The sequence below is a fragment of the Phocaeicola massiliensis B84634 = Timone 84634 = DSM 17679 = JCM 13223 genome, assembly GCF_000382445.1.
GTDB classification, from domain to species: domain Bacteria; phylum Bacteroidota; class Bacteroidia; order Bacteroidales; family Bacteroidaceae; genus Phocaeicola; species Phocaeicola massiliensis.
In genome coordinates this window covers 1740241-1764581 of sequence record NZ_KB905472.1, presented here as the reverse complement: position 1 = coordinate 1764581, position 24341 = coordinate 1740241, and the positions used below count along the sequence as shown (strand labels likewise).

General features: G+C 41.6%; 19 protein-coding genes. 7 read left to right on the top strand and 12 right to left on the bottom strand.

Features of this window, described 5'->3' with window-relative positions; translation table 11 throughout:
• Positions 1 to 173: 173 nt before the first annotated feature.
• Complete coding sequence (locus HMPREF1534_RS11620) at positions 174 to 860, bottom strand: hypothetical protein (protein ID WP_372588036.1); 687 nt, start codon at positions 858 to 860, stop codon at positions 174 to 176.
• 557 nt (positions 861 to 1417) lie between these two features.
• Here HMPREF1534_RS11620 and HMPREF1534_RS11625 point away from each other — a divergent pair.
• On the top strand, positions 1418 to 2308 hold the full coding sequence (locus HMPREF1534_RS11625; protein ID WP_005939173.1) for a YitT family protein: 891 nt from the start codon (positions 1418 to 1420) through the stop codon (positions 2306 to 2308).
• 493 nt (positions 2309 to 2801) lie between these two features.
• On the top strand, positions 2802 to 4235 hold the full coding sequence (locus HMPREF1534_RS11630) for an aspartate ammonia-lyase (RefSeq protein ID WP_005939171.1): 1434 nt from the start codon (positions 2802 to 2804) through the stop codon (positions 4233 to 4235).
• 98 nt (positions 4236 to 4333) lie between these two features.
• Here the strand turns inward: HMPREF1534_RS11630 and HMPREF1534_RS11635 are convergent, their stop codons facing one another.
• Both HMPREF1534_RS11635 and HMPREF1534_RS11640 read right to left on the bottom strand, forming a co-directional pair.
• Positions 4334 to 4744 (bottom strand): lipocalin-like domain-containing protein, encoded by a 411-nt coding sequence (locus HMPREF1534_RS11635; protein WP_005939169.1) that lies wholly within the window; start codon positions 4742 to 4744, stop codon positions 4334 to 4336.
• Positions 4745 to 4749: 5 nt separating this feature from the next.
• Entirely contained in the window at positions 4750 to 6228 is a 1479-nt protein-coding gene (locus HMPREF1534_RS11640; protein ID WP_005939166.1) for a capsule assembly Wzi family protein, read from the bottom strand.
• 298 nt (positions 6229 to 6526) lie between these two features.
• On the opposite strand from HMPREF1534_RS11640, the gene HMPREF1534_RS11645 reads away from it, so the two are divergent.
• Entirely contained in the window at positions 6527 to 7105 is a 579-nt protein-coding gene (locus tag HMPREF1534_RS11645) for a Crp/Fnr family transcriptional regulator (RefSeq protein WP_005939161.1), read from the top strand.
• A gap of 4 nt (positions 7106 to 7109) precedes the next feature.
• Here HMPREF1534_RS11645 and HMPREF1534_RS11650 read toward each other — a convergent pair whose 3' ends face one another.
• The 8 genes from HMPREF1534_RS11650 to HMPREF1534_RS11685 form a co-directional block, all read right to left on the bottom strand.
• Positions 7110 to 8582, bottom strand: coding sequence for a DUF3943 domain-containing protein (locus tag HMPREF1534_RS11650; protein ID WP_005939159.1), 1473 nt, complete (start codon positions 8580 to 8582; stop codon positions 7110 to 7112).
• A gap of 54 nt (positions 8583 to 8636) precedes the next feature.
• Positions 8637 to 10028, bottom strand: coding sequence for a hypothetical protein (locus HMPREF1534_RS11655; RefSeq protein ID WP_005939156.1), 1392 nt, complete (start codon positions 10026 to 10028; stop codon positions 8637 to 8639).
• A gap of 146 nt (positions 10029 to 10174) precedes the next feature.
• Positions 10175 to 11833: an AMP-binding protein gene (locus HMPREF1534_RS11660; protein WP_005939154.1), complete on the bottom strand. Its 1659-nt coding sequence runs from the start codon at positions 11831 to 11833 to the stop codon at positions 10175 to 10177.
• A gap of 290 nt (positions 11834 to 12123) precedes the next feature.
• Positions 12124 to 13098, bottom strand: coding sequence for a dihydroorotate dehydrogenase-like protein (locus tag HMPREF1534_RS11665; protein ID WP_005939152.1), 975 nt, complete (start codon positions 13096 to 13098; stop codon positions 12124 to 12126).
• Positions 13099 to 13110: 12 nt separating this feature from the next.
• Positions 13111 to 13779 carry a YggS family pyridoxal phosphate-dependent enzyme gene (locus HMPREF1534_RS11670; protein WP_005939150.1) on the bottom strand — a complete coding sequence of 223 codons (669 nt, stop codon included), beginning with the start codon at positions 13777 to 13779 and terminating at the stop codon, positions 13111 to 13113.
• A gap of 34 nt (positions 13780 to 13813) precedes the next feature.
• A complete protein-coding gene (locus tag HMPREF1534_RS11675; protein ID WP_005939148.1) occupies positions 13814 to 14296 on the bottom strand; it encodes a DUF4494 domain-containing protein in 483 nt (160 codons plus the stop codon).
• A gap of 54 nt (positions 14297 to 14350) precedes the next feature.
• Positions 14351 to 15544 (bottom strand): protein kinase domain-containing protein, encoded by a 1194-nt coding sequence (locus tag HMPREF1534_RS11680; protein WP_005939146.1) that lies wholly within the window; start codon positions 15542 to 15544, stop codon positions 14351 to 14353.
• 3 nt (positions 15545 to 15547) lie between these two features.
• Positions 15548 to 16783: a hypothetical protein gene (locus tag HMPREF1534_RS11685; protein ID WP_005939144.1), complete on the bottom strand. Its 1236-nt coding sequence runs from the start codon at positions 16781 to 16783 to the stop codon at positions 15548 to 15550.
• A 193-nt stretch (positions 16784 to 16976) separates the two neighbouring features.
• Between HMPREF1534_RS11685 and HMPREF1534_RS11690 the strand changes: the two genes are divergently transcribed.
• Positions 16977 to 17201, top strand: a complete 225-nt coding sequence (locus HMPREF1534_RS11690; RefSeq protein WP_005939141.1) for a hypothetical protein — start codon at positions 16977 to 16979, stop codon at positions 17199 to 17201.
• Positions 17202 to 17305: 104 nt separating this feature from the next.
• On the opposite strand, the gene HMPREF1534_RS11695 is transcribed toward HMPREF1534_RS11690, so the two are convergent.
• A complete protein-coding gene (locus HMPREF1534_RS11695) occupies positions 17306 to 18445 on the bottom strand; it encodes an acyltransferase family protein (RefSeq protein ID WP_005939138.1) in 1140 nt (379 codons plus the stop codon).
• A gap of 196 nt (positions 18446 to 18641) precedes the next feature.
• Between HMPREF1534_RS11695 and HMPREF1534_RS11700 the strand changes: the two genes are divergently transcribed.
• From HMPREF1534_RS11700 to HMPREF1534_RS11710, 3 genes are all read left to right on the top strand, one after another.
• The gene (locus HMPREF1534_RS11700; RefSeq protein ID WP_005939135.1) at positions 18642 to 19844 is read left to right on the top strand and encodes a pyridoxal phosphate-dependent aminotransferase; all 1203 of its coding nucleotides are present in this window, start codon (positions 18642 to 18644) and stop codon (positions 19842 to 19844) included.
• A 1-nt stretch (position 19845) separates the two neighbouring features.
• Positions 19846 to 21093 carry an ABC transporter permease gene (locus HMPREF1534_RS11705; RefSeq protein WP_005939132.1) on the top strand — a complete coding sequence of 416 codons (1248 nt, stop codon included), beginning with the start codon at positions 19846 to 19848 and terminating at the stop codon, positions 21091 to 21093.
• Positions 21094 to 21863: 770 nt separating this feature from the next.
• On the top strand, positions 21864 to 24329 hold the full coding sequence (locus tag HMPREF1534_RS11710; protein ID WP_005939129.1) for a BACON domain-containing protein: 2466 nt from the start codon (positions 21864 to 21866) through the stop codon (positions 24327 to 24329).
• The last annotated feature ends 12 nt before the right edge of the window (positions 24330 to 24341 follow it).

The following is a 24341-nucleotide window of genomic DNA, read 5'->3' as shown; positions in this document are numbered from 1 at the left end:
CGGGTTCTTGTGGGAAGATAATCTCCTTTCACATATAACGGGACCCGGAAGCCTTCTATTTATGGACTTTCTGCGTGAAGGGACTGTCCCCCTCAAAAAAACAGTAGAGCTATCATTTACCTTTGAGGACAGCCTCTTTTGTATTTACTCATTTCTACTAAAACATCTTACTTTTAGAAATTTAATCCGAATACAAAATAAGTACCTTCTGTTCTGGGATTCCACGTCAACTTAGCGAAAACCGGCACAGAGAAAGACCGGGTTATCTTTACATCTTTGCCGGCTTGCAGACTGATGTCACTTACGGCAAAGCCATTTGAACCATTGCAATGAAGTTCTTCGGATGCATTATAGAAATCATTGGCCCACGGAGTGGCGCATATCTCGGCTGTCCAGTCCAAACCTCCCAATTTGAAAGGAGCAGTGACGGAAACATAAGAGGCATAAGCTCTGCTGCCTTCATTGTTTACACCATCATATCCGGCAAAATTTGTATACCAATTGACAGCCAGAAAACCGAAGTCATATCCGACTTGTGCTTCAAAAGTATGATTTGTATTGTCGGAACCATAGTGGAAGTATCCCGACCCACCGTCAAACCAATAGTCGGTGACGGAAATGCTGAATCCGCCGATCGTATATCCTAGTGTGAGGTCAAGTTCTTTGGTGTCTTTCCCTTCAAACCCTACACTGCCCCATGCACTCAACGAAAATCCTTTGTAAGATACAGATAGAGTTGGTTGGATACTTACATTACCCAAATCTTGTCCGCGCCATATATACCCACTGACCAGGTCGGCACTGATGTCTGTTTCAATATTTTCTTGTGCAATGCTGACTGTGGGTATGGTTATTGACATGCCCAATAGCAACACTGCTTTTTTAAAGTTTTCTTTCACGACTCTTTACCTTTAAAGTTAATAATGGCAAGTATTGTATCCTGTATTGTTTTTTTGTTATCTTATTGATTATAATATCCATTTTCCGATTCTCTTCATGGCTTCTTCAAACTCCTCCTGTTCGTCAACGACAGCGAGACGAATGTATCATACGTTTCGGAAATAAGGAACTGTTTTTCTAATATAGGTCCGATTGACGGCAAAATTACATTTATTTTTGATTTTAAGCAAAGGTGTGTCTTTCTGATTTTATTTATACCGTTTGACTTTCTATTTTATGGCTCGTTTGATAGAATATGACAAATTGGGATGGTATTCCTTGTGTGATGTTTTAATTTGTAATTAATCATGTGGTTAAATAAATAAATTATAATGCCGTTCGTTTTTTTGCATTTGAATAAGAGAAGGAGAAATATTCTAAATTTCTTTTTCGCATGAAAAATTATCCTTTTTCGAACGAAGTGATTTAATCTTTTTGTACTTTTGCCGAAAATTTATAATATAAAGAAAAAAATCACATGGAGTCAGTCTTTATTACGACGCGTAAACAACGAATCATCAGAGAAATGAGAGATTATATGATGATAGCTCTCGGTATGCTGATGTATAGTATCGGGTGGACCGTCTTTTTGTTGCCTAACGACATCACGACAGGTGGTGTGCCGGGTATTGCTTCTATTGTATATTGGGCAACCGGTGTGAATGTACAGTATACTTATTTTGCCATAAATGGTGCATTGTTGGTAGCCTCCCTGATTATTTTGGGATGGAAGTTCAGTGTAAAAACTGTTTTTGCCGTATTTACCATGACGACCATTCTTCCTATTATTCAAGGAGCAACAGCAGGGCTGCATTTATTGCATGACCAGCCTTTTATGGCGTGTGTTATCGGTGCTTCTTTCTGTGGCGGTGGTATTGGAGTGGCATTTTCGGCTAACGGAAGCTCCGGAGGAACGGATATTGTTGCCGCTATTATTAATAAATATCGTGATATTACCTTAGGACGCGTGATATTGATGACGGATATGGTGATAATCTCTTCCAGTTACCTCGTATTGCACGATTGGGAAAAGGTGGTATATGGTTTTGCAACCTTATATATATGCAGCTTTGTGCTTGACCAGGTGGTGAACAGTGCTCGTCAGTCTGTGCAGTTCTTTATCATTTCAAAGAAACATGAAGAAATAGGTCACCGCATCAATAAAGATTTGCACCGTGGAGTGACTTTCATTGATGGTGTAGGTTGTTATACAGGCGCAGGCGTTAAAATGATGTTTGTGCTGGCAAAGAAACGTGAATCGACTACTATTTTCCGTTTGATTAAAGATATTGATCCGAATGCTTTTGTTTCACAGAGTGCCGTTATCGGTGTGTTTGGCGAAGGATTTGATAGAATTAAAGTAAAATAACCAAGGAGATAGAGCATAAAAAACAAGGGAAAGGTATCCGTATGATTACGGATGCCTTTTTTTTGTTTCCTTGCGGAGGATTAAGTAATTTCCTACGGTCAGCTAAGGTCTTTTAAGCGGAAGATTACTACGTCCCACTACAGTAGGACATACGTCCCATTGCAGTAGGACGTACGTTCCATTGCCGCAGGACGTACGTTCCACTACAGCAGGACGTAATAGCCCGACGTATAAAAAGACTTAGCCTGAAGGATGAAAAGGCTTAGTCCGACCGATGAGATAACTTAGGGGGGCGATATCTGTATTTCTTTTAATAACCCATAAGAGAATATAATGCGTTGAACTATCATTATGATATTTTGTTGGCGTGTATATTGCGTTATGATGGCAAAAATAAAACTATAAATTTATATCAGAATACATTTTGATATCAAAATGTTAGTTTATACCTTTGCTGTATGATAAAGAAATAACATATTAAAACAACCTAATCATGGAAACAAAACTTACAGAAGAAACCCGTGTGGAAAGTGACTTAATCGGTGCCCGTGAAATTCCGGCCGCTGCCTTGTATGGCGTGCAAACGCTTAGAGGTATTGAAAATTTTCCTATCAGTAAATTCCACCTTAATGAATATCCGTTGTTTATCAACGGCCTTGCCATTACTAAGATGGCTGCTGCAATGGCTAACTATGAGTTGGGCCTGCTTACTGAAGAACAAAAAGATGCCATTGTGCAGGCTTGCCAGGAAATCTTGAACGGTGAACATCACGAACAGTTTCCTGTAGACATGATTCAAGGTGGTGCGGGCACGACAACCAATATGAATGCCAATGAAGTAATAGCCAATCGTGCATTGGAAATTATGGGACACAAGCGTGGAGAATATCAATATTGTTCTCCCAATGATCATGTAAACTGTTCACAGTCTACCAATGATGCTTACCCTACTGCCATCCATATCGGTATGTATTATGAAAATCTTCGTTTCCTTCCCTATTTGGAATCTGTTATCGGAGCATTCCGCAAGAAAGGAGAAGAATTTGCTCATGTCATTAAGATGGGACGTACACAGCTGGAAGATGCTGTACCTATGACTTTGGGACAAACATTCAATGGTTTTGCAAGCATATTGAAAGATGAAATTCTGCACCTTAACCAAGCTGCCGAGGATTTTCTGACTGTCAATATGGGAGCTACTGCCATTGGTACAGGTATTTGTGCCGAACCGGGTTATGCAGAGAAATGTGTGGAGGCATTGAGCCGGATCACAGGATTCCATTTCAAACTGTCTGCCGATTTGGTTGGAGCGACCTCGGACACATCATGCTTGGTGGGTTATGCATCAGCTTTGAAAAGAGTGGCCGTGAAAATGAATAAGATATGTAATGACCTGCGTTTGCTTGCCAGTGGTCCGCGTTGCGGATTGGGAGAAATCAATCTGCCGGCCATGCAACCGGGCTCTTCCATTATGCCGGGTAAGGTGAATCCGGTTATTCCCGAAGTGATGAACCAGATTTGCTATAAAGTAATTGGTAACGAATTGTGTGTAACCATGTCAGGCGAAGCTGCTCAGATGGAACTGAATGCGATGGAACCTGTTATGGCCCAATGCTGTTTCGAGTCTGTCGACTTGATGATAAACGGTATGGAGACATTGCGTACACGTTGCATCGAAGGTATCACGGCCAATGAAGAGCATTGCAAAATGAATGTGCATCACAGTATCGGGGTAGTAACAGCTTTGAATCCTGTTATCGGTTATAAGAACTCAACTAAGATTGCCAAAGAAGCGATGGCAACAGGCAAGAGTGTTTATGACCTGGTGTTGGAACATGGAATTTTAAATAAGGAGGAATTGGATACCATTCTGAGTCCTGAAAATATGTTGCATCCGGTGAAATTGGATATACAGCCAAGACGTTAATTAAGCATTGTTATTTTGAAGTATCATGTTGTTTTAAAAAGGAAAAGCGAAGCACCGCCATTCACGGGAGCTTCGCTTTTTTATTTATGCCGTCTGCTTTAAAACTTCCGATAGGTGAGTCGGGCATAGTCTGATTTCAGAATCATTTTGCTGCCGGTTGCTTTTTCCACTTCGAAATGTGTGACGGAAGAATTCAGCCCAAACCTGTTCAAATCCTCTTCTGTAACGGTAGCCTCCATATTATCCTGATATTTAAACTCACCCATCATTACTCCGTCAGCAGAGGAAAAGTGTCCTATCAATGTCAGGGGAGTGGTGCCCTTATCCATCAGTTCTACTAAATGGAGCTGGATACTGCAATAGATACGTTCGCATTCTTTGATGCTTCCGTCATTGTATTCTATTGTCATTAATTGCCATCTGCCGTCCAATTTTCCGTTGATGGGCTTCTTGTCACAACTGCATAATACACCGAGCAGTAAGCATACACATAATATGATTTGTTTCATAGTCCTTATTTTATTAAGCCTGTTTTGCGGATGACAAGCATGCCGCCCGAATTGTTTCCTAGTAAATTACCTCTGTCCATAGCTCCTGAAATGCTGAAGCTCCATCCATTCCATTTTACGGGTGAATAGGTGACTTCCAGCAGTGAGCTGAATTGCTTCTTCACATCATCAAACGGATTGTCGTACGTTCCCCAGTTTCTGGAGTAGGTGAGCAGTAGCCGATACGCCCATTCCTTGCCGGGAGTGCCGCTAATGCCCAGATGATGTGCATTTATACGGTTGTTGGCAAACATTATTCTACCGTCTTTATTGTAGACAGGACCGGTAAACAACGGATTTCCCATAGCCATACCCCAATGCTGCCATGCCTGATAAATATAGTGGTTATAATAATTATCTTTTGCACTGACTTGTTCAAATTCTCCCCGGAAACCTTCGTAGAAGATAGGTCCTGTCTGGTTTTTGCTGCCCATACATTCATATACAAGGGCATCAATGAATTGATTTTCCGGCAGGGTGACTTCTACTTCCAGTAGTCCGTCTTTCCAGGGACCGTAACCAAAAAACATTTGTGATTCGTCCTCAAAGAAATGTTCATAGTACGCTTTGATTCTCCAATCCTGTACATAGCCGGTAAGTCCGATATTCCAACTGCCCACGTGGTTACCATACTTGTTTATCTGCTCACCTTCCATGGCATTGTCACTTCCGCTCATCGGAATCAATACGCGGATAAAGTCCATAAAATCTGACGGCATTTTCATAATGGGTTCTTTCTGTCCTTCTACATATTGTTTTCCACCGAACTGGGCCGCCATTTGCAGACCTGCCTCAAACTCCAGTGGGAAGGATTCTTTTTTCCCTACTTTCATAAAGAAAGATTTGCTATGATAAAGCACATCCTTGGTGTATAGATTTCCGGAGCGGGCAAAGTCTTCTTGCCAGTTGTTGTCTGTGAAAGTTCCGTAGGCAAGATGACCTTTGATGTGCAGCCAATGATTCGTTCCGGGAACAGATATGTATTGAGGTATTTCGATACGTACCTGCGGTACGGGGCGGGCACTGTTCGATTCTACCAGTCCTCCGGTACTCAATTTCGGGTTTCTTAATTCCGGTGTACGTTCTTTGCTTCCGATACTGAGATTCAGCCATCGGTAACTCAGGTCGGCATAGGCTTGCTGAACAACGAAAGAAGAAGTATAGTTATAGGCAGTGGCTAAATCCAGTCCGGCTTTCCATGTAAAATGTCTACCCAATGCCTGTGAATGGAAAATTCCGGCGCGCAGATATCCGTTTTCTGTTTTTACAGAGGATAAACCCTGCCGATTGGCTGTAAACCAAAATGGACTGTAATCGCCATGTCCGGCAACAATACCTGTTTCTACTGCATAATGAGTGGATGGAGTCGTGGTTTGTGCAGTAAGGGTATATAAGGGAACAGATGATAACAAGCCCTGTAATAAAAATAGTTGTATTTTCTTCATTTAGTTTTTAATTATGTTGTTTTTTCCCTATTAAACATCTTGTTTTAAAACCCTGATTTCTTTCTGATTTGACTGAATCGTTGGTCCGATCGGATTGGACGATGAGGCTTTGTGCCACTGTCTGACTCAATATGACAAAACTGTCTGATAGTTGCATAAAAAGGGTCAATTACTATTTTGTTTCAAAAGTATATAAAAAAAACTATTTGGTAGAACAAAGCCGACTTAATTTTAAGCTTTATCATTTTTCATCCAACTTTTTTTGTAATTTTGCACAAAATCCGTAAAGAGAAGACACATGACAACAAATATAGAAATAGCCCGTAAAATAGCCGAAGTTAATTGCCCGTTGAGTAGGGAGAGTGTACATGCATTGGCTGAGATTGTGGTGTGTAAGAAGTACCGTAAAGGGGAAATTGTGTTGAAGGCAGGAGAAGTGTGCAAGGCTATGTTGTTTATTGAAAAAGGATTGCTCAGACAGTTTTACTATAAATATGATAAAGATCTGACCGAACATATCGGCTATGAAAACGGAATGATTATTTGTATTGAAAGTTATTTTAAGCAAGAACCTACACGTCTGATGGTAGAGACTTTGGAACCTTCTGTGGTGTGGGAGCTTCCCAAGGCTCAGATAGAGGAACTTGCTTCTAAATATGATGATATCGAACAGCTTTATCGCAAATTCATAGAGCATTCATTGATAGAATCGCAGATTAAAGCTGATGCACTTCGATTTGAGCCGGCTCATGAACGGTATAATAAATTGCTTCGTCTGCATCCTGAGATTTTAAAAAGAGCTCCGTTGGTATACATTGCTTCTTTGTTGCAAATGACGCCCGAAACACTGAGTCGTGTCCGTTCGTCATTGCTTTAACTGCTTAGAATTGGTATAATAGTCCTACACGCGTTTCGAAGGTTTTGTATTGTACATCTTTGTGATACGTGTAGTGTGTATGTCGGTAGAAATAAGAGATTTCCATGTTTGCTTTAAAGTGGCGGCTTAAGTTCAGTTCGATAAGTGGATTGACTACAGCCAGCATTACGTTTCCTTTGTCTCCCTGTGCGTTCAGATAGAGCGGATTGGTATTTTCGAGGTCTTTGTGCTCGTATCCTTTCCAGGTGAAAATCTGGTAGAGATGCAGGTTGAGTGCAAACTGTCCGTAGCGTCCGAAGTCAAGAAGGGTTTTGTTTTTTACGCTATAACCGCTACCCATATTGTAATTACGGTCGATAACATTATAATAGTCGGTCAGGCTGCCACCCAGCAGGATAGCACTCAGAAATACACTTTGTTCCAAATTGACGAGACTGTTCATGCGTGGAAATTTATAGATGATGCCGGGGCCCACACTGGCAGCTTCCGATATTTTATACGGAATGCGCCCCGAACCGTTAATGATTTCTTCTGAATCGAAATAATTGAAATGCTGGAAGACGCCAAACATCATTTCCATGCCGGTACTGGTTTTCAACGGAACTCCCCATAATTTTCCTAAAAGATTAATTTTGCTGATAAGCGGTTGGTTGGGAGAAAGCCCCAGTGTGGCTGTAGCAGTGAAATAATCATAAGGAGCATCATTTATTTTATCGAAAGGGTTGCCGTAGACTGCTCGAAATTCCAAATAGGGATTGTGCTCTCCGCGAAAAAGGTAATTGTTATCTGCCAGGTAGCGGTCACCGGCACTGATAGAGAATTGGATAGGGATGCGTTCGTAATCATGATATTTGTAATGAGAACGTTTCACTTTCCACATGTCACCGGTTATCATGCGGTTGATGCCACGCATGGGACAGATCAGAGTTCCCAAGAATTCACGGGTAAATCGCCCGAACCCACGCTTAGAGTCATCCAACACCAATGAAGACAGGCGGTGTGTCATTTCGCCAAGTGCAATACCCCCAATGGTGGTTGCTATCAGGTCATTGATGGCGGGTGGTTCTACTTCGGCTGCAACTTCCCACATCAGACTTCCGGCAAAAGCGTACGGTGCCGATTCCCAAAAGTTCAATCCGTTGCTGCGGGCAGCGTTGAAGTAGAGATTACCGTGATAAGGGTGTGCAAACAGATTGGTAGAGAACTGGTCATTGTCCCACACAAAGCCGTGTTTGATATTACGACGGATACTGTTGATACTGATTTTCGCAAAATCTTCGTTCATCACATACCGGTCGAATGCCCATACTCCCACATTCATGCCGACTGTTTCGGCAGCAGCACGCCACGGATACTTTTTCTGCATGTGAGGGTCGGTGAAAGTATAAATGGAGTCGGGGTGGTGAAGTACTTGTGCCGCCCCGATGCCATTGCTTAAAGCCAAAAGACAGACTAATGCAATTTGTTGGATTTTCATTTCGTTAGGATTTAGGATGTAAGCCGGATGTCTCCGGACATTTATAGCACTCTGTTAGAATAGAACGACGCCTATTTCAATGATAGGCTTCTTCTCATAGAACTTATTCTTGTCGTAATATCGTGTCATACCGTATCCGCCCGAAGCAAATATGCTGAACTTGGGTCTTATCTTGTACTCTAAGTTGACACGTGCCTGCAAAGAATACATACGTTCGGGAGTTTCGGCATCTTCGTTTTCAAAGTTTTCTATGTGGAAGTAACCAAGGTCACCACTGATTTCCAAATTTCCGGCGATGGGGTAGTGAAGTCCGGCACGGTAGAATACACATCCCGAGAACTTATCGTTCAGGTCAAGGTAGTGTGTACCGATACCAAGCAGGGTATAAGTGGTGCGGTTCTTGAAGCGGACGGCGGCATTCATTTTACTGGTGTTACCACCGAACAACATCAGCTGGATGCGGGTTTTGGGGTTGATGTTCACTAATCCGATTTTATGTGCGGTAGTATCTTTGCTGTGATTGATAATGCCAATCTGTACACCTTTCACATGACCGCCGCAAAGATTGAGCAGGCCGATTTGGGCACCACTTACTTCACCGGCATAGTTGCCGGGAGCAAATTGTATCCCGCTCAGTTTGCCCTGACATACATTGGTAATACCCGATACTTGCAATGCATTCTTTGTTTCAACAGCAATATTCACGGCTCCGCAGAGTTGCAGTCCTTTTATTTTTGCAGCGGCAATATTACTGATGGCAGAAAGTTGCATACCATTGACATTGATACCCACATTGCCTATTGCTGCTATTTGTGCTCCTCTTGCTGTTCCTCCGCTGATATTCAGTATACTCGAAATCTGTGCTCCGTCCGTTTTCTCGGCCGATACGTTCATCAAACCGCCAATGGCTATACCGCTTTGCGACTTTCCGGCAATGTTGGCAAGTCCGGCTATTTGTAAACCTTGTGCCTGATCATCGGCAAGATTCATTAATCCACCGATGGTTACACCGCGTGAAGTATTTCCGGCTATATTCCCCAATCCTGAAATCTGTATGCCGTTTGCACGGTTTCCTGCCACGTTCATCAAACCGCTGAGCATGACTCCATTGGCATTTGCACCTGCTACATTGGCAATACCGCCGAGCTGTATACCCGATGCATGACGACCGGTGATGCTTGCCAGGCCGGAGACTTGAAATCCTGTCATGTCACTTTGCACCACACTGGATATGGCATTGATGCCCACACCTTGCAGGCGATAGATATTAGTGAGCAAACCCAAATTCAGATAGGTCGTTTTTATACTGTCTTTTTTGGCGGAAATATTAAGGGAAATGTTAGGCCCTTTTTTAAGTTTGTTCTTTTTTTGAGCAATGGCAGGAGTTGTGAGCCCTGCGCAACATCCTAATAAGATAATTGCTGCGATACGTTTTTTTATTTTCATATTGTTTGGTTATTTGCGCACAAATTTAATCAAAAAAAACGAATGCGTCTATTGATATAATGTGTAAATGTACCAAATATTATCGTCCCATGGATTGTGAGGAGAGCTCCTTACGGCCATGGGACGATGAAATGTATGTTCTGTCTTTATTTCACTTCTTGATAAAGAAAACGTTTAATGCTCTTCTTGGGCGTTTTTTCAAACTCTTCAGGGTAAATCTTTACGCGGGTGATTTGAGAATAGGCGGGAAGTTCGGCATTGAGTGCTATCCGGTTCTCTTCCATGGCTTGTGTAATGGCATCATTATTCATTCCATGCGCAAAAGCATCATCAAAATCAGGATATATTAAAGCTGCCAGTTTACCATCTGTTTGCTGAATAATAATACTTTCGGCTACGAACGGCATATTGTTGAGCTTATCTTCTATTTCTTCGGGGTAAATATTCTGACCTGAGGCACCGAGTAGCATGTTCTTGCTGCGTCCTTTGATGGTGATATTACCCTCTGCGTCCATAATACCTAAGTCACCGGTGTGCAACCAGCCCTCCTTGTCTATGACTTCGGCGGTGGCTTCGGGGTTTTTATAATATCCTAGCATTACGTTCGGTCCCTTGCAGATAATTTCTCCTACAATATTTTCAGGGTCAGGACTTACTATTTTCACTTCCATACGTGGAGCAGCTTTGCCGCAAGAACCGGTTTTAAAGCGTTTCCAATCTTCATAACAGATGATAGGGGCACATTCGGTCATTCCATAACCGACGGTATAGGGAAAATCAATGCTCTTTAAGAATTGTTCTATTTCCTGATTGAAAGCTGCTCCGCCTACAATGATTTGATAGAAATTGCCGCCAAATGCCTGTATCATCTGTTCGCGTACGGTAGCCTTAATCTTATCATTGATAATAGGAACTTTCAACAGTATTTTCATGGCCGGGCTTTCCAGTTTGGGGAGCACGTTCTTCTTAATAATCTTTTCAATAATCAAAGGAACAGCCACCACGAGGTTGGGCTTGATATCAGCAAATGCCTGAAAGATAATTTTCGGACTGGGCATGCGGGTGAGGAAATAGATATGGCAACCGACACAGAATTCATACAGGAACTCGAATGCCAATCCATACATATGCGCCATTGGAAGCATAGATACCAGTTTGTCACCGGGCTTCATGGTCAGTACATCAAAAGCAAACTGGGTGTTCGACCAGAGGGCGCGATAGGGAATCATGACTCCCTTAGAATAGCTGGTAGTTCCGGAAGTATAATTGATGACTGCCAACTCTTCGGGTTTATCGCGACGGTAACTTACGTGTTCGCGTCTGAAATTGCGAGGAAACTTCTTTCCGAACAGTTCATTCAGATGATCGCGGGCATAGTCGAGCCGTTCGCTGCGAGATACCAATAGAGTAAAATCATTCATCAGCAATACGCCTTCAAGCAGAGGCATTGCATTTTCATTCAGATTCTCCCATACCATATCGCCTACTAATAAGAGGCGTGCTTCGGAATGATTGACGATGTTATGAATATTGTCGGCCTTGAATTCGTGAAGGATAGGAACGATGACGGCTCCGTATGTGATGGTGGCCAGGAAAGTAACGCCCCAATGCGAACTGTTGCGACCGCAGACGGCTATTTTATCACCTTTCTTGATGCCGCTCAGTTCAAAAATAATATGTAGTTTCTCTATTTTGCGGGCAACATCTTTATATTGCAATGTGGCTCCTTTATAGTCGGTGAGGGCATCTAAATCCCAGTTTTTCTGTATGCTGTCTTCCAGGAAGGCAATAAAACTCTGCTCCATAATGTTCTTTTCGTTGGTTTATATTTGCACATTATTTAATCAAATGTGCAAATATAAGCTTTTATTATAAGGATACAAACTAAAAGGGAAGCAATTTTAGTAAAACAGAGGAAAGGAAAAAGAGGGTGTGTCAAAACTAAACCGGGCTATCCAATTGTCAGCTGTAGGGGCAGGGTTTACCTGCTCAAAGACACAAAGCAAACTGTTTTGGGCGAGCAGGCCTCGTCCCTACGAACTAAACGACAGCATTATCCACGTTCTGACACACCCCTTTATACGAAGAGATTTTGTTATTCTTTGCTACTGAAATACTTCATAAACTGAGTACGTTCGAAAGGATTACTTTCACCGGTAGACAAAGCATTCATTTCACTTTTGAATTCGCTGATGGTGTTATATCCTTGTTTTTTCATCCATTCACTTAATTCTTCGGTCATGGATTCTATGAAATTTTCGCCTTTCTGATAGATAACACTACATACTTCTACAGCCGAAGCACCTGCCAGAATTGCTTTTACCATCGCTTTGCCATCGTGTACACCACCCGAAATGGCATAATCAATTTGTGGTACTTGTGCTGAAGCAATAGCTGTCCAGCGCAAACCGTTTGCCAGGTCCGAAGGATGGCTGAACACTTCCCCCGAAGAATAACTCTTGGTTTCGATATTGATGTCGGGCTGGTAGAAACGATTGAATAACACTACTGCTGCAGCTCCATTGGCATAAAGTTGGTTGATTAGCGCAATGGGGTTGGTAAGGTTAGTTCCCAGTTTGATGATGACAGGAATGGATACATGCTTTTTTACGCTACTCAGGATATCGATGTGTCGTTGCTCGAACGCCCCGTATTGATATTCCTTTTCGGTTTGCAGCGAGAGAATATTCAATTCCAGAGCATCGGCACCGGCATCTTGCATGGTACGTGCGAAGTCTGTCCATTCCGAGCTGCTGAAACAGTTGATACTGGCAATGATGGGAATGGTACAGAGGCGTTTGGTCTCTTGAATCAGGTCAATATATTCTTTGATGGCATGCGAACGAACATAGGTACTCAGGTAATCTCCTGCTTCGGGAGAATCATAAGTAGCCATGTGATGAGCCTGCATCATGATTTGTTCTTCAAAAACAGATTTCAACACGATGGCTCCGGCACCGGCCAATTCTAACTTTTTGTTTTTTTCAGCACTGTTAGTCAGACTGGAACTGCTGATAATAACAGGATTGCGTAAAGACAATCCGGCAAAAGAGGTCTTTAATTGAGTCATAAAATAGTAGTTTTAATAGTTTCGCTCTCCAAAGATTTTGCTGCCTACTCTGACCATCGTGCTTCCTTCCCGGATAGCGATGGGATAGTCGTGCGACATACCCATTGATATTTCCTTGAAACTCTCTGTATCAGTAAAATAGGTTCGTTTTATTTCTTTGAAGAATGTATTTAAGGAACAAAATTCTTTCTTAATTTGTTCTGTGTCATCGATATTGGTTGCCATACCCATGACGCCGCTGATTTGGATATGATGCAGTTCTTTCCAATCTCCTTTTTGGAGCATTTCCCTACATTCATCAAAGCTGAAACCGAACTTGGTCTCTTCTTCGGCGATATGGATTTGTAGCAGGCATGGAATGACACGGCTGCACTTTTGGGCTTGCTTGTTGACTTCAACCAACAATTTATAAGAATCAATGCCGTGTATCATGGCTACGTATGGAGCCATATACTTGATTTTATTTGTTTGCAGGTGGCCGATGAAATGCCATTCAATATCTTTGGGCAGCGTTTCATATTTCTGAGTCATTTCCTGCACTTTGCTCTCGCCGAAGATACGTTGTCCGGCAGTGTATGCTTCTTCAATCGCCTCATTGGGATGAAACTTGGATACGGCTACCAGGCGGACACCGGATGGGAGGTCGGCCAGAACTTCTTTTAAATTTGCTTGAATGCTCATATATAATCTATAATTTGGTCTGTCTGAATAATCTTTATTCGGTTTTTCCTGCGTCGGGAAACTCCGGTTTGACGTTTGGCTCTCCGTCATAAGGATAAACATCCATGAGGGCTGTTTCGGCAACGGATGCGATAACGTAATCGGCCATGGTTCCTTTCATGCCTTCGTCCAGCTTCTTCACTGCGTCACGCAAATCAGCAGCCTGAACAAGTACCTGTGTAGACGTTTTCTTTTCGGCTCCGCTTTTCTCGTCCAGCGTGATGAAGAATAGCTTACATTTAAACCAGCGGTCGGCAGCATCTTCTTCGCAGAAGAATAGTTCGCTATAGTTGGCACGCTTGATGTCCGACACTGTAAACTCACCGCTGATAAACGGTGTTATTTCTTCGATGATGCGTGCCTCTGCTTCGGTAAAGCTCAGCGCATCAACTAAATAAGGCTCTGTTACTTTTTTGTTCATGCCATTTTCCATGACTTTTTCGTAACGTATCTTGCATTCAAACCATGTATGCATCATAAGAGTTTAATGTTTTATTAAAAATTAAAATAGGACACAAAGATACTATTTTATTTAGTCTTCGTCCTCCATTTGCTTTAATTTCTTCATACTTTCGGTTGTCAATTCCGAAATAATTTCAGAGGAGAGGCGGGTAGTGAGGATAGGGTTCATGTTAAATTGTTCGCTTAACTCTCTTTGTATCTTATTTAACCGGCTGAAACCGTCAAGGCTTTGTTCCTGAAATGCTTTTTCACTGATATTCATTTTCTGAGGTGTGTACATAGCGGATATGATATTCTCAGCTCTCCGCCGAAACTCTTTTTTGAATATTCTTTCTGCCAGTTTGCGATGTTCTTCGGGATTGAATTCCAACGTGTCGGTGGGGAGCGGGCGTATGGAATCTGAAGGAAGTGGGATGCTGTAGCTTCTGTTTCTGTTGTCGGTTGTTTCCAATGTCTGACGGTTGATGTGTTTTACCTCCTCTATAAATTGTAATGTTTCCTTGTCGGCCGGTTCTTCCCGTAATCCATAGTAAGCAAGCAGAATGACGGTAACGGCAGCAATTCCCTTTATAACCTGTACCGACCGGTCAATGTAACGGGAAGCGCCAAAGGCTTTCTTCATTTCCTCTACATTGGTATATCGTTTGGTGGGTTCGGGGTGGGTGGCTTTAAAAATGATGTGCCGGATACCGGGGCTCAGATGGGAGTAACTGTAAAGGTACTCCATGACCTTGCCAAGCGAATAAATATCACACGCGAGTGTAGGAACGGTGTTTTCTTTAAAGAGTTCCGGTGCTGCATATTTTTCTTTAAAGATAAAAAAAGAAGGAGTATATGATACGTATATATTGGCTGGATTTGCCAAAAGCACATCATGCGTCCCTTTAGTAATAAAAATATTCTCGGGGCGGAGATCAAGATGGCAGATATTCCGAGAGTGAAGATAAGCAACGGCATCCATCAGTTGATTCATGATTTGCTTGAACTCAGTCACTGTATTAATTTGTAACACACCATCTAACAATGCTCTGTTGAGGGGGACGGCCGGTGTGTATTCAAAAGTGATGTACCACCCTTGCTCATCCATTTGCAGACTAATATAATTTAATAAGTTGGGGTGAGCCCAACCCATTCCTTGCGTAGCTTCCGCGGCAAAGGCTTCCTGATAGGCAGCAATGTCGGCAAACTTTTTACAAGGTCGTTTTATAAATATCTTTTTCCCTTCATTATTGGTGCCGATACTAATCGGCTCTGTTACTTTCATTTTTTATTCTATTTGTTTACAACTGTTTAATTGCATGAATTCGTGTATCACTTGCTCGTGGTCACCCATCAAAACAATGTGGTGGTTGCCTAATGGATTACGTGTGAAATAATCAACAGGTTTTCCCAGACGGATGCGTATTTGTGTGCGGCAGGCATTGATGTAGTTGGTATTCTCTGTTAATTGTCCGCGTGATACAAAATATTCATCCAAACATTCTCCTCCGCATTTCAGTACAGTGATTTCCCCTTCATGCAGGATTCCCTGAATGGCCACGCCTGTTTCACTCTCAAAATGGTTGCGGATAATAAACCTGTCGGTCATTTTGGTAGCGATAGTACAGTGTGCCACAACTAGTTCGTTTTGTTCTTCATTGATAAATGACGGGTTTGCCATAAAACCGGTTTGATTGGTCAGCACTTTGGCGATGAGCATGGTAAAGATGGATTGCAAATCACCTTCACAACCGGCAGGAATCCCTTCGTCGTTCAATAAAGAGAGTGCCAGACAGCCGGTGGTTCCCAATTTCTCTATCAATGAAAAACAGGAGAGAGTGACTGCATCGAGATGCTTCTTCTCACAAATGATTCTGACGGCTTTGTAAAGCCTCATTGCTTTTAGAAAATCTTCGGGAGTTGCTTCACGGCAGGCTACTGCTTGTTTGACCAATACAGATGCCTTATAGCCGATATCATCATCGGTAATTTGATAATATAAACAATATATTTCTTCCATCGGGATATCGATATACTCAATCCCCCAACGTCGTTTTGCCAATAAATAATCTACATTGCTGGCAACAAGCCATGATGAAGGGTATCCGATAACGCCGATTCTTTTTCCTTTTATTTCACGTTTGGCAGCAAAAGCCTGATGATGGGATAATATCTGCTTAACCATGTGCATCGGGCTACCGTGAATAATACGTGCTTTCATTCCTTTGTTACGCATCCAAGTCGCTATTTCGAGCGAAGCTGCCAATGAGTTTTGCAGTCCGTCTGTAAGCAGCGTAATGGGGTAAGGAAGCAGGTCAAAGTGTTGGGTAACTGTTTTTTCCACCCCTCCAGAGGCTATAAAAGCCATTTTGTATGCGTCTTCCGGAATCGTTTCTACCTCTTTATAATGTATCAGGTGGAGGGTGAAATATTTTTCGATTTCCACAAATAAATCTTTATGGCAATCGTATACAGATTCCATTTTGTTTAGGCCGGATTGAAATGTTATCAGGTATAGATTCATTTGATATTTTGCTTTGTTTTATAGGAACAAACATACGTGTTTTTTTTTAATAACCCTAAAAAAGCGCTTAAAGATAACATCTCTTTAATTAATTTGCTGTATAAAAACCTTCTTAGCAATATGTTAAATAATTAAATCCTTAAACCATTTTTCTTTTCACTTGTAGTATGGTAAATAATAAATAGATTAGACTATGGCAAAAGTAATTGAAAGAAATGTTCCCATTGCAGAAGAGAATGTGACATTGTCGGGCCAACCGGCCACAAATATGTTTGAAGACTGGAGTGAAGAGATGACGGATAAAGCAGAAAATCCTTATGATGAAAAGAGTGACGTACCTCATGACAAGGAAGAAAGAAAAAAATGCCTGAAAGAAATGGATAAAATAGTAAAAGACGATATCGCACAGACTGAATAAGGTACGAACCGGTTCTTCATTTTCTTTGGGAAAAACATTTGTTCTCCCAAAGAAAATGTCTGATGGTCTGATTTCATTAAGAAAGCAGATAAATATGTCTCCTTTTAAACCTTCAGAAAAATTCCCCGCTTATACATAAACCATATAATGACATAAACTGCACCGATATTCCACAGCGTCATCAGGAACGAATAATAGCTTCCCATATATTGTTCCAATCCATAAAACAAAGACTCGCCGATACATCTGAAGTTGACTACATTAGCCAGCATATAGGCAACAATAGAGTTCATGCCGTACACTTTCAGCCATGTGATGCCCGAACGGTGTCCTTTGTAATCAATCCAATAATAGAAAAGTCCCATGAGCAGAAAACAGTAGCCGCTACTGACCAATACCATTGAGCTTGTCCAAATAGTTTTGATAACCGGCATTTGGAAATTCCACAACCAACCTGCAATGACCATAGTGATCCCTGTACCGAAGTAGAGTTTCAATTTTTTCTTTTCTTCTATTTTATCTTTGGCAATATAGCCGGCAAATAATCCGGTAAGGACAGTCACACCGAAATTGAGACTGCTCAATATCCATGTATAGTGGTACCAATCGGCAACGACCACTTTTCCGTCTATCACTTGTGCCGTGTCACGAAACCGTCCCAGCACCGTGTTGTCTATCCATTCGGCCAGATTGCCTTGCGGGGTGTAATTCCCGCCTCCGTATCCGTCTACCGTAATGAACTGCATGGCTGTCCAATATACCAGCAGTAACACCACCGCAGTGATAATTTGTGTTCTGCGGCTTGTGAAAAGGAAAAGCAATGCCGTAATAAGATAACCGGTAGCAATGGCTTGTAAAGTATTCGAATAAAGATAAATCGTGTTAGGGTCAAGTGCCAGCAGATTGCCTTGGCACATCATACCGAATATCCACAGCAGCAATATACGTTTTGCCAACCGTCGCAATAAAGGTCGCTTGTCGGATATGGATTTATAGCGCGACAAAGAAAACGGCATCGAAATGCCCGACATAAAGAGGAAAAGCGGCATAATCAAATCCCATGGAGAAAACCCTTCCCAAGAGACATGACTGAATACCCACATAGACTCATTGAGCCACTCCACATTGGCTGTCCGTGCCAATGAGTGCATGAGAGGGCCTAATGCAACAAGAAAAAAGAGGTCGAATCCGCGGAGCGCATCTAATGATTCCAAACGTTTGGAAGAAGAATGTGTATTTTTCATACGTGTCTTTTTGAGTTTTTAGATTGATTTGTGCAAAGATATTCTTTTCTTTGTAATTAATGTGGTGGAGTTGAAAAAATACGGCTATTTATTTAAATCATAAAAACATCTCTTTAAAATATTAACCAACCTTTTGTTTGCGTGGTTGGAAGCTAAACTCTATCTTTGCATTCAGATTAAATAATTTTATAACATTATGCCAACAATATCCGTCAGAGGAACTGAAATGCCTGCTTCGCCGATTCGTAAATTGGCACCGCTGGCAGATGCTGCCAAACAGAGAGGAATTCATGTATATCACTTGAATATCGGTCAGCCTGACCTGCCTACTCCGCGAGCGGCCCTTGATGCGATTCGCAATATAGACCGTACTGTCTTGGAATACAGCCCCAGTCAGGGATACCGCAGTTATCGTGAGAAACTGGTGGGGTATTACAAAAAATACGATATCAATCTTAATGCCGATGATATCATCATCACTACGGGAGGATCGGAGGCCGTGCTTTTTGCCTTTATGAGTTGCCTTAATCCGGGAGATGAAATTATAGTACCCGAACCGGCTTATGCCAACTATATGGCGTTTGCCATTTCTGCCGGTGCTGTAATTCGCACAGTGACTACCACCATTGAGGAAGGTTTTTCACTACCCAAGGTGGAGAAGTTCGAAGAATTGATAAACGAGCGTACCAAGGCTATCCTGATATGTAATCCAAATAATCCTACCGGTTATTTGTACACGCGTCGTGAAATGAATCAGATTCGTGATATGGTGAAGAAGTATGATCTTTATCTGTTTTCTGATGAGGTATACCGTGAGTTTATTTATACCGGTTCACCTTATATATCTGCTTGTCATTTGGAAGGTATCGAGCAGAACGTCGTGCTGATAGATTCTGTGTCCAAGCGTTATTCCGAGTGTGGCATCCGCATCGGGGCGCTCATAACAAAGAATCCTGAAGTGCGCGGAGCCGTAATGAAATTTTGTCAGGCGCGTTTAAGTCCTCCCTTGATTGGTCAGATTGCTGCTGAAGCTTCTTTGGATGAGCCGGAAGAATACGCACGCGAAACTTATGATGAATATGTGGAGCGCCGTAAATGCCTGATTGACGGACTAAACCGCATCCCCGGTGTTTATTCACCCATTCCCATGGGAGCTTTCTACACTGTAGCCAAGCTACCGGTAGACGATAGTGAAAAGTTTTGCGCATGGTGTTTGTCCGAGTTCAATTACGAAGGCGAGACAGTAATGATGGCTCCTGCTGCCGGATTCTATACTACTCCGGGAGCAGGGCGCAATGAAGTGCGTATCGCATATGTGCTGAAGAAAGAAGATTTGGTTCGTGCACTTTTTGTCTTGCGAAAGGCATTAGAGGCTTATCCTGGAAGAGTAGAAGAGTAATATGAACTGGAAACTCTTTATTGCCAAGCGAGTATATCGTAGCAATGAGGGTGGAAAAGAGGTGTCTAAACCTGCTGTCCGCATTGCCATGTTGGGCATAGCCATCGGGCTGGCCGTGATGATTGTGTCTGTAGCCGTTGTAATCGGTTTCAAACATGAAGTGCGCGATAAAGTGATAGGTTTGGGTTCTGATATTATGATTACTAACTTTGATGCCCGGAAATCTTTCGAGACCATTCCTATTGTAGTCAATGACAGCTTGCTGAATGTGCTTTATGCTACAAAAGGGGTAAAGCATGTACAGCGTTATTCTACCAAGCCCGGTATGATTATGACCGACGACAGCTTTCAGGGGATGGTGCTGAAGGGAGTTGCTGGTGACTACGATTGGGACTTTTTGAAACAGCATTTGCTGGAGGGTGAAATTCCGGTTTTCTCCGACACGGCTTCCACCAATAAGGTATTGGTATCGCGTAGCATTGCCGACAAGCTTCACTTGAAGATGGACGATAAACTATATACCTATTATATAGAAGGAGAGAACGTGCGCGCACGTCGTCTTTCCGTTGCCGGAATTTACCAGACCAATTTTTCTGCATACGATGATTTGTTCCTGATAACCGACCTCTATACGGTGAACCGTTTGAATAACTGGAAACCGGAGCAAGTGAGCGGACTGGAGTTGGAAGTGGCCGATTTAGGTTCAATGAACAGCGTAAAAGAGGAGATTCGTGAACGGGTGGATACACAAGTGGATGAATATGGCGGAACCTATTACACTCAGACGGTGGAAGAGGCCAATCCGCAGATATTCGCGTGGCTCGATTTGTTGGATATGAATGTGTGGGTTATACTGATACTGATGACCGGAGTAGCAGGTTTCACGATGATTTCGGGCTTACTCATTATTATATTAGAGCGTACTAATATGATAGGCATCCTGAAGGCATTGGGAGCAGACAACCTTGCTATCCGTAAGGTATTTCTCAGTTTTTCTGTTTTTCTAATCGGAAAAGGAATGTTATGGGGGAATATCATAGGAGTATCGTTTTGCCTGTTGCAATCCCAATTCCATATTTTCAAGCTAGACCCTGCCACTTATTATGTAAATCGAGTTCCTATTGAATTTAATATTTGGATTTATTTGTTGCTGAATGTTTGTACCTTGTTGGTATCGGTGCTGATGCTTATCGGACCGTCTTATTTGATAACACGCATTCATCCGGCACGGTCTATACGGTTTGAGTAATCGTAAAATTGATTTTTATCTCTCACTGCTCTCACCCTTATTCCTAAACAACGATGCACAGGCGTTTTAGGGTGTGAGAGATGGGGGTGAGAAATGCTCAAAGGGTGAGAGCACATTTCTCAGCTTTGGCTTAAAACGTATCATTTATATCTGTTTCCCTATACAAATACGTCCTTTTCCGTTTGCTATCATGTACGTTCGTGTGACGTGTTTCATGCGGTTGAAACAGGTTGTTCGACAGCATGAAACGAAGTGTTTGTACAATTGAAACAGGTTGTTTCAATAGGGAAACACATTGGTTCGTGCTAATGCATATTGTCTCGTGTCTATTTGTCTAATGTTTCCATAAAGTACATGGCATCCAACAATGCATGATTTATAATTTAGGTTTGACCAAGCCTATCCTGTCACTTTTATCTTTAATGAAAATATATTAAAAAACTAAGTCTAAATATTTTTGTCTCATGCTTATTTTTTATACTTTTGTCACAAAGTGAATACAAAAGAGTTTGTACTCTATATTTATTAGAAAAGAAATTGTAAGAAACGTAAGTGCTGATTCTTGTTCCGGGAAACCTAGGAAATTTTCAAGTGAACTCAAGAATGGCGCAGTATGTTTCCTACGCTGGATTCCAGCGTGGGACTACTGTCCATTTATCTGAGTTCAAGGTTTTCCTAGGGCCTCCGGAACGGATGATGGTACGTGTGGTTCCACGTTTTCCGTTTATAATTAGAGGTCTTCTCGGAACCTGGAAGACAGAAGTAATGCTATGAAACATTTTTATGTGTGTTTGGCTGTATTGGTGACATGTATTCTAACAGCATGTTCCGAAGGTGAAGTGGCTCCTGAAATTCTTCCAGGAGCAGGTAGTGAAATTTATTTTGAGGATGCTATGAACTTTGGTTCTGATGGAGGCAATAAGTCTCTTCATTTTTCTACGAATAAAGATTGGACTATTTATGTCGCGAATACCGTAAATGGTAGTCGTTGGTGTACTGTATCGCAGACAAGCGGACAGGCTGGTGATATTTCGGTACAGGTATATGTGGAGGCTAATGAAGGTTATGATGACAGGAATGTGGTGCTGACTATTCAAGTCGGAGAGTTGATGAAGACTGTAGTGGTCACTCAAAAGCAGAAAGATGCCTTGACCCTTACTACCGACAGATTTGAGGTCGGTCAAGAGGGCGGTACTATTCATGTGGAAGTGAAATCGAATATCTCTTATGAGGTGGTGATTCCTGATGAGTATAAAGGTTGGATTAGCCAGAAGGATGCAGGGCGAGGATTGAGCAGTTCTATCCTTTCTTTTGAAATTGCAGCAAGTGAGGAATATGAAAAGAGAGAAGGAAAAATTATGATACACGGTGGTGCTGTGACTGAAGTTATTAATGTTTATCAGACTGGAGGTGGCATCATCCTTCTTACAGAAAGCGATGTGTGTGTAAGCGATAGAGGGGAAATTGTTGCTGTGGAGATAAAGAGCAACTGTGAATTTGAAGTGAAGATGCCTGATGTAGATTGGATAACGGTTGCCAATGCGCGTTCTGTTTCTAGTCATACCTTATATTATACTGTAAGTCCGAATGAAACTTATGACGGACGTGAGGCGGAAATTGTATTTCTGGATAAGAAGAATAGTAATGTCAGTGATACGTTGTGTATCCGGCAGGTACAGAAAGATGCTATATTGTTGTCGGAAAATGAATATTCAATTAGTGCAGACGGCGGTACTCTTGACATTGTTTTACAGACTAATATTGAGTATAGTTATTCAGTCTCAGAAATTGCATCAGATTGGATTGTTGCCAATCAATCTAGATCGTTAAGAAAAGAAATTCTAAGTTTTTCCATAAAAGAGAATGCGACTGGTTATAATCGGGAAGGGACAATCGTTTTTAATGGAATATCTAGTGGAGTTTCAGAAATAGTAACGATTAAACAAATGCAATCAAATGTACTGGTTGTAAATCAGAAAGAGTACAGGATTGGTAGCCAGGGTGGTCTTGTCAATATTGATGTTCAAGTGAACAGGATTCCTGAAACTTCTTTGTCAGAGACTTGGGCATCTGTCAGTAATATTGTGACGTATGATAAGAACAATAAGAGAATAATTGTTGGTATAGATCCCAACATTAGTTTTCAGAAACGTACAGTAATACTTTCTCTTAAAAATAAAAACTTAACGGCTGAAGTGGTAATTGCTCAAAATGGGAGCAATGCAAATGATGATATTTGGAATGGTGATATTGCTACTATGGCTTATGCTGAAGGGAAAGGAACGGAAGACAACCCTTATTTAATTACACAATGTAGCCAAATGGCTAAACTGGCACAAGATGTGAACAGTGGTAAGACTTATAAAGGTTGTTATTTCAAATTGTTAGCCAATTTGAATTTTAATAATTTGGTTTATACTCCAATAGGGCAGGAAGGAAGGGCTTTTTCTGCTAATTGGGATGGCAATGGAAAGATGATTATTGGACTAAATATTTCTCAAGACAAGAATGTTGGATTATTTGGCTATATTGATGGAAGCACTATTAAAGGAGTATCTGTTTCGCAATCCACAATTATTGGTAAAGAAAAGATTGGTGGCATTGTTGGATATGCAAAGTCAAGCCGCATTTATAATTGCTCTAATGAAGTGGAACTAATATCGGGAAGCCATGTTGGTGGTATTGCAGGATGTATAGACGCTTCTAAAATATTTAATTGTTGTAATCGAGGTAAATTATCCGGTGATGATTGCGTGGGGGGAATAGTTGGTCGAAATGGAGAAGGTAGTGAAATTTGGAATAGTTATAATAAAGGCTCTATACGAGAGGTATGGTCTTCGTCGGGTGGTATTGTGGGATATAATTGTGGCGAAATTGTTAATTGTTATAATAGTGGAACCATTAAGCTTAGTAATCTTAATCCGCCTTTTTTGACAGTAGGTGGTATTGCTGGCTATAATCATACAGGAACTTATATTGTCTATTGTTATTATTTGAAACAGGCTCCAGTCAATATGGAAATCAATCTTGTTGGTGATTTGGATTGGGGAACATGTATAGACTGCTGTACATTTAATGGATCAGGGGAATTGAGTGAAACAATTTTGTGTGATGGGGGGCAATATACTTCTATTTTAAAAGATGCTCTTAATTATTTCATCTTAGTACATGAGGATGAAGATTATAATTATTGGCGTACCGATATGGCATGGCCTGACTTTGTCAGTGAGAAATAAATAAGAATGTTT